This is a genomic window from Comamonas sp. C24C (genome assembly GCF_053345995.1).
The window spans coordinates 1-6548 of record NZ_JBKFBC010000015.1; the positions used below are offsets into that span (position 1 = coordinate 1).

General features: G+C 64.9%; 7 protein-coding genes. 5 read left to right on the forward strand and 2 right to left on the reverse strand.

Annotation, left to right across the window (positions count from 1 at the left end):
- Positions 1 to 147, forward strand: a 147-nt coding sequence (locus ACLBXN_RS22200) for an aldehyde dehydrogenase family protein (RefSeq protein WP_447613676.1), incomplete at its 5' end; no start/stop codon positions are given.
- 81 nt (positions 148 to 228) lie between these two features.
- On the opposite strand, the gene ACLBXN_RS22205 is transcribed toward ACLBXN_RS22200, so the two are convergent.
- Positions 229 to 441: a hypothetical protein gene (locus tag ACLBXN_RS22205; protein ID WP_043006220.1), complete on the reverse strand. Its 213-nt coding sequence runs from the start codon at positions 439 to 441 to the stop codon at positions 229 to 231.
- Positions 442 to 679: 238 nt separating this feature from the next.
- Here ACLBXN_RS22205 and ACLBXN_RS22210 point away from each other — a divergent pair, with 238 nt between their 5' ends.
- Positions 680 to 1684: a 2-dehydropantoate 2-reductase gene (locus ACLBXN_RS22210; protein ID WP_447613594.1), complete on the forward strand. Its 1005-nt coding sequence runs from the start codon at positions 680 to 682 to the stop codon at positions 1682 to 1684.
- 42 nt (positions 1685 to 1726) lie between these two features.
- Entirely contained in the window at positions 1727 to 2101 is a 375-nt protein-coding gene (gene cutA, locus ACLBXN_RS22215; RefSeq protein WP_211456883.1) for a divalent-cation tolerance protein CutA, read from the forward strand.
- A gap of 107 nt (positions 2102 to 2208) precedes the next feature.
- Here cutA and ftsY read toward each other — a convergent pair whose 3' ends face one another.
- Positions 2209 to 3375, reverse strand: a complete 1167-nt coding sequence (gene ftsY / locus ACLBXN_RS22220) for a signal recognition particle-docking protein FtsY (protein ID WP_447613595.1) — start codon at positions 3373 to 3375, stop codon at positions 2209 to 2211.
- Positions 3376 to 3439: 64 nt separating this feature from the next.
- Between ftsY and ACLBXN_RS22225 the strand changes: the two genes are divergently transcribed.
- Both ACLBXN_RS22225 and ACLBXN_RS22230 read left to right on the forward strand, forming a co-directional pair.
- The gene (locus tag ACLBXN_RS22225) at positions 3440 to 4873 is read left to right on the forward strand and encodes a M16 family metallopeptidase (RefSeq protein WP_447613677.1); all 1434 of its coding nucleotides are present in this window, start codon (positions 3440 to 3442) and stop codon (positions 4871 to 4873) included.
- Positions 4874 to 5047: 174 nt separating this feature from the next.
- On the forward strand, positions 5048 to 6400 hold the full coding sequence (locus ACLBXN_RS22230) for a M16 family metallopeptidase (RefSeq protein ID WP_447613596.1): 1353 nt from the start codon (positions 5048 to 5050) through the stop codon (positions 6398 to 6400).
- The last annotated feature ends 148 nt before the right edge of the window (positions 6401 to 6548 follow it).

Genomic DNA, 6548 nt, shown 5'->3' on the forward strand with positions numbered 1-6548 from the left:
ATGGTCATGGTCAACCTGCCCACAGCGGGTGTGGACTACCACGTGCCGTTTGGCGGGCGCAAGGGCAGCAGCTACGGCCCGCGCGAGCAGGGGCGCTATGCCCAGGAGTTCTACACCACGGTGAAGACGGCCTATACGCTGGCTTGATGCGCAGGCCTGAGCGAGATCGTCGATTGTTGCTTCTCTTTGCCGGGCCTTGGGCCCGGTTTTTTCGTTGCGTGGTGGCGATCAGCCCAGCAGCGCTGCCCTGATGGTCTTGACACCGTCGGCGTTGTCCCAGACCCCTTCTTCCAGCGCGTCGTGAATGGTCTTGTCCAGCGCGGCAGCCAGTTGCTCGCGTGTCTGGGCAGCCTGGGGGCTGGCGTCCAGCACGATGCGCAAGGCGGTGGCCAGTGCCGTGATCTGGGCTGTGAGATTGACGACGGCGGTGTTGGAACTCATGAGTCGGTCCTTGAAATGTCGATGAACAGGGCAGCTGGCATGGCGCGCAGTGCGGGGTGCCCAGCTGTCAACGGCCTTCAGTGTCGCGCGGGTGGATACTGCTGTTAACGTATCAACAATGAGCGGCGGCCGCGAATATCTCGCCTGGTTTCAAGGGTGCAAGGTCTTCAGATGCTTTACGGTAAAGCAGCGGTAGCTACTGTTTTTGAGAGTTCTATAAGACAGGAGAGACAAGAGCATGGGTCTGAAGAGAGTCTGTATCTACGGTGCCGGCGCCATTGGCGGCTGGCTGGGTGTGGCGCTGGCCAGGGCCGGCTGCGAGCTGAGCGCCGTGGCCCGGGGCCAGACGCTGGCTGCGCTGCAGCACAACGGCCTGACGCTGGTGCATGGAGATGAGCGCGAGACCGTGGCCGTCAATGCACAGCAGGACCCGGCCGCCCTGGGCGTGCAGGATGTGGTGGTGATTGCCGTCAAGGCGCCGTCCATGCCCGATGTGGCCCGTGCCGTCGCACCGCTGATCGGCCCGCAGACTCTGGTGCTGACCGCCATGAACGGCGTTCCCTGGTGGTTTCTGGCCGGTGGCGTGGATGCCGGCCTGCGCGGCCTGCAGCTCAAGGCCGTGGATCCGCAGGGCGAGATTGCGCGTGCCATTCCCACCGGGCAGGTGCTGGGATCGGTGGTGCATGCCAGCTGCTCTCTCGACGCGCCGGGAGTCGTGCGCCGTCATTTCGGCAACAGCCTCATCGTCGGCGAGCCAACGGCCCTGCCCGGCGATGCGCCCACGCCGCGTCTGCTGGCGCTGGCCGAGCTGCTGCGCGCGGGCGGTATCGAGGTCAAACTCAGCGACAACATCCAGCGTGACGCCTGGTACAAGCTCTGGGGCAATATGACCATGAACCCCGTCAGTGCCATCACGGGCGCGACCACGGACAGGATTCTGGGCGATGAGCTGGTGCGCAACTTCATCACGGCCGTGATGCTGGAGGCCCGGGAAATCGGCGCGCGCATCGGCCTGCCGATTGCCGACAGCCCGCAGGACCGCCATCAGGTCACGCTCAAGCTGGGCGGCTTCAAGACCTCCATGCTCCAGGATGTGGAAGCCGGCAAGCCGGTGGAGCTGGACGCCCTGGTGGGCGCCGTGCGCGAGATGGGAGCCATGTGCGGCATGAGCACGCCGTTCACCGATGCGCTGCTGGGTCTGACGCGGCTGCGCGCGCAGCAGCTGGGTCTGTATCCGGTGTAAGGCGGTGGCGGGCAGGGCGGTCTTGGGCCTAGACTAGGCAGCATGAGCACCACATCTACCCAGACCGCCACTCTCAAGTCCAAGTCCGCGCAGGACAGTCATTGGGCCACGCTGTGCGTGGTGACGACGACCGTGGGGAATTCGGCCGAGGCCGAGGACATGGCGCGGGCGCTGGTCGCGGCCAAGGCTGCGGCCTGTGTGCAGACCGAGCGCATCACCTCGTATTACGAGTGGGACGGCGTGCTGCAGACCGCTCCCGAATGGCGGCTGATCTGCAAGACCCTGCCCGAGGCACTGCCACGGCTGACCGCGCTGCTGCGCAGCCATCACAGCTATGAGGTGCCCCAGATCACCATGCGCACCGAGCGCTGCCTGAACGACTATGCCAAATGGCTCAAGCAGCAGGTGCAGCTCTGAAGCCTGAATAAAAAAGGAGCGCCTTGCGCGCTCCTTCATTGGGTTTCAGTGCTAAATCTATCTGAAAACTCGATAGATAAAGCGCTGGCAGCTATGGTTCTTGTGCTTCAGGACAGCAGGGCCTGGGCGAACTCGCGTGCGCTGAAGGTTTCCAGATCCTCGATCTTCTCGCCCACGCCGATGAAGTAGACGGGCACGGGGCGCTCCTGCGCAATCGCGGCCAGCACGCCGCCCTTGGCCGTGCCGTCGAGCTTGGTGACGATCAGGCCCGTGAGCTGCAGCGCATCGTCGAAGGCGCGCACCTGGGTCAGGGCGTTCTGGCCGGTGTTGCCGTCAATCACCAGCAGCACCTCGTGCGGCGCCGTGCCGTCGGCCTTGCTCACCACGCGCTTGATCTTCTTGAGCTCCTCCATCAGATGCAGCTGCGTGGGCAGGCGTCCGGCCGTATCGACCAGCACCACATCCTTTTTGCGTGCCTTGCCGGCGGAGACGGCATCGAAGCTCACGGCGGCGGGGTCGCCACCGTCCTGGCTGATGATTTCCACGGTGTTGCGATTGGCCCAGACGCCCAGCTGCTCACGCGCGGCAGCGCGGAAGGTGTCGGCGGCGGCCAGCAGCACGGACTGCTCGCCGTCGGCCAGATGCTTGGTCAGCTTGCCGATGGAGGTGGTCTTGCCCGCACCGTTGACGCCGGCCACCATGATGACGGTCGGTGTGTGCTCGCCGATGGTCAGCGGCTTTTCCAGGGGCCTCAGCAAATCGGTCAGCGCATCGGCCAGCAGCGCCTTGACGGCGGCGGGCTCGGTGGTCTTGGTTTCCTTGACGCGGCGCTTCAGGTCTTCCAGCAGATGCTGGGTGGCCTTGACGCCGGTGTCGGCCATCAGCAGCGCGTCCTCCAGCTCCTCATAGAGCCGGTCGTCGATCTGCGTGCCGGTAAAGACGGTGGCAATACTGGAGCCGGTCTTGCGCAGACCGGCTTTCAGGCGTTCCATCCAGCTTTGACGGGAATTTGGGGCTTGCGGCTTTGCGGTAGGCTCGGGGGCTGCTACAAAATCCTGAGTAGCAGGCTGATCTTCGCCGGCCTTGGCCGTCGCGCCGCCGCCAAAGGGCTTGCGCCACCAGGAGCTGTTGCCATTTTCGGCAGGCGCAGCAGGCGTATCCTGTGGAGCAGGCCTGGTTTGCGCAGCAGACGCAGGCGCCGCGGCTGCATCGGCAGCGGGCGTGGTGTTCACCGCATCGGGTGAATTGGGCTTTTTCTTGAAAAAACTGAACATTGGCGGGTTTTTAGAATCGCATCATTCTATGAAACATGTACGCGCACTCCCTGTACTGGGCTTAATGGCCTGTTTGAGCGCTGGGGCAGCCTTGGCTGCGCCGGGCGCATCGTCGCAACCTGTGCCTGTTGCCGCCACGGCGGCCGCGCCGCAAGTGCAGCAGTTCACGCTGAAGAACGGCATGCAGCTGATCGTGCTGCCCGACCGCCGCGCGCCCACGGCCGTGCACATGGTCTGGGTGCGTGTGGGCTCCATGGACGAGGTCGACGGCACCACGGGCGTGGCCCATGCGCTGGAGCACATGATGTTCAAGGGCTCCAAAAGCGTCAAGCCCGGAGACTTCTCGCGTCGCGTGGCGGCGCTGGGCGGCCAGGAAAACGCATTCACCTGGCGTGACTACACCGGCTATTACCAGCAGATTCCGTCCAACCGTCTGGAAGACGTGATGAAGCTGGAATCCGACCGTTTTGCCAACAACCAGTGGCCGGACTCCGAATTCAAGAAGGAAATCGAGGTCATCAAGGAAGAGCGTCGCATGCGCACCGACGACCAGCCGCGCGCCATGCTGATGGAGCAGCTGATGGCGGCCACCTTCATGGCCTCGCCCTATCGCCGCCCCGTGGTGGGCTGGATGAGCGATCTGGACTCCATGACGCCCGGAGATGTGCGCGACTTCCACAAGCGCTGGTATGTGCCGTCCAATGCCGCCGTGGTCGTGGTCGGAGACGTGAACGTCAACCAGGTGCGTGCCTGGGCCGAGAAGTATTACGGCAGCATTCCCGCGCGTGCTCTGCCGCAGCGCAAGCCGCAGACCGAACCCAGGCAGATCGGCGTGCGCCGCATCGAGGTCAAGCAGCCTGCCGAGCAGGCCTTTATCGCCATGGCCTATCGCACGCCCACGCTGAAGAGCGTGGACAAGCTGCAGGCCGACGACAAGGACGCGCTGGCGCTGTTGGTGCTGTCCGCGGTGCTCGACGGTTATGACGGTGCTCGTCTGGAACGCGCCCTGGTGCAGGGCGAAGGCCAGGCCAACGGTCGTGTGGCAGACAGCGCCGGCAGCTCGGCCAACATCATGGGGCGCGGGCCCAGCCTGTTCATGCTGACCGGCGTGCCGGCCCAGGGCAAGACCGTGGCCGATGTGGAAGCTGCCTTGCGCGCCCAGATCAAGAAGGTGGCCGAGGAGGGCGTGCAGGCTGACGAGCTGGAGCGCGTCAAGACGCAGTGGATGGCCTCCAACGTCTATGAGCGCGATTCCGTCATGGGCCAGGCCCAGAATCTGGGCAATTACTGGATCCAGAACATGCCGCTGGATGCCGAGGACAAGCTGCTGGCCGAGCTGCAGAAAGTCACCTCCGACGATGTGAAGGCCGTGGCTGCCAAGTATTTCGGCGACGACCAGCTCACCGTCGGCACTCTGGTGCCCCAGCCGCTGCCCGCGGGCGCCAAGCCCCAGCGTCCCATGTCCGGCAAGGCCGATGCAGGCGGTTCGGTGCATTGATGAAACACCCCCTGAGCTGCTTGCCTGGGCGGCCCCGCGCCTTCCCCTCTCTCTACGCACTGCGCGCCAGGGGCGGGGGACGCAGCCTTCGCTGCGGGGCGGCCCATGCCGGGCTGCTTGCGCATGGGGCATGGCCTCGCTGATGCGGCGACATGGAAAACAGAGGTTGAACACATGAAAACTATGAAGAAAATAGCTGCTGGCGCTTTTGTGGTGAGCGCTGGCATGGGTTTTCTGACCCAGTCTGCCTGGGCCTTGCTGCCGATAGAGCACTGGACCCAGCCCAGCGGTGCCCAGGTCTGGCTGGTGCAAAGTCCCGGCATTCCCATGGTGGATGTGCAGGTGGATTTTGACGCCGGCAGCCGCCGCGATCCCGAGGACAAGCTGGGCCTGGCGGCAGCCGTGGCCATGATGTCCTCCAAGGGCATCAAGGCGGCGGGCGATGCACCTGCGCTGGATGAGAACGGCCTGGGCCAGGCCTGGGCCGACCTGGGCGCCAGCTTTGGCGCCAGCGCGGGGCGCGACAGCTTCAGCTTCGGCCTGCGCACGCTGACCGTGCCCGATCTGCAGCAAAAAGCCGTGGCCCTGGCGGCGCGCCAGATCGCGTCGCCAAGCTGGCCCGAGGCCGTGTGGCAGCGTGACCGCGAGCGCTGGAGCGCCTCCATCAAGGAAGCCGACACCCGTCCCGGCACCGTGGCCTCCAAGGCCTTCCGCAAGGCCGTGTTCGGCAGCTCGCCCTATGGCTATCAGACCACGGTCGACAGCCTGGGCCGGATCGATGTTTCGGCCATGCAGGACTTTCACCGCAAGCTGATTGCCGCCTGCCGCGCCAAGGTCAGCGTGGTGGGAGCGGTCAATCGCCAGCAGGCCGATGCCATGGTCAAGCAGTTGCTGGGGCCGCTGCAGGCCACCAATGGCAACGACTGCCCGCCGCTGCCTGCCGTGAGCAAGGTGCAGGACCTGAAGCAAGCCAAGGTCGAGAATATTCCGTTCGAGTCGGCCCAGGCCCAGGTGCTCATAGGCCAGCCCGGCATTGCGCGCAACAACCCCGATTTTCTGGCCGTGATGGTGGGCAACCATATCCTGGGCGGCGGCGGCTTCACCTCGCGGCTGATGGAAGAAGTGCGTGAAAAGCGGGGCCTGACCTACGGGGTCTCCAGCGACTTCTCGCCGGGACTGGATCGCGGTGCCTTCATCATCGGCCTGCAGACCCGTCCCGATCAGGCGGCCGAGGCGCTCAAGGTCTCGCAGGACGTGTTGCGCAAATTCATTGCCGAAGGTCCTACCGACAAGGAACTCAAGGCGGCCAAGGACAATCTGATCGGCGGCTTTGCCCTGCGCATAGACAGCAACCGCAAGCTGCTGGGCAATGTGGCCAACATCGCCTGGAATGGCCTGCCGCTCGATTATCTGGAGCACTGGACCGATCGCGTTCAGGCTCTGACCACCAAGGACGTGAAGGAGGCGATGCAGCGCATGGTTCAGCCCGAGCGCATGGTCACCATCACTCTCGGAGCCAAGCCATGAGCCGCAGTGCCATTAAGCTACACACACCCGCAGGCCGCAAGGCGCTGGACAAGATGATTCACGAGTCCGAGCGCAAGGCGCAGGAGCTGGCGGCCAGCCGCCCGGCCCGTCCCGGAGCCAAGGCTGCCCAGCCTGCCGCCCGCAAGCC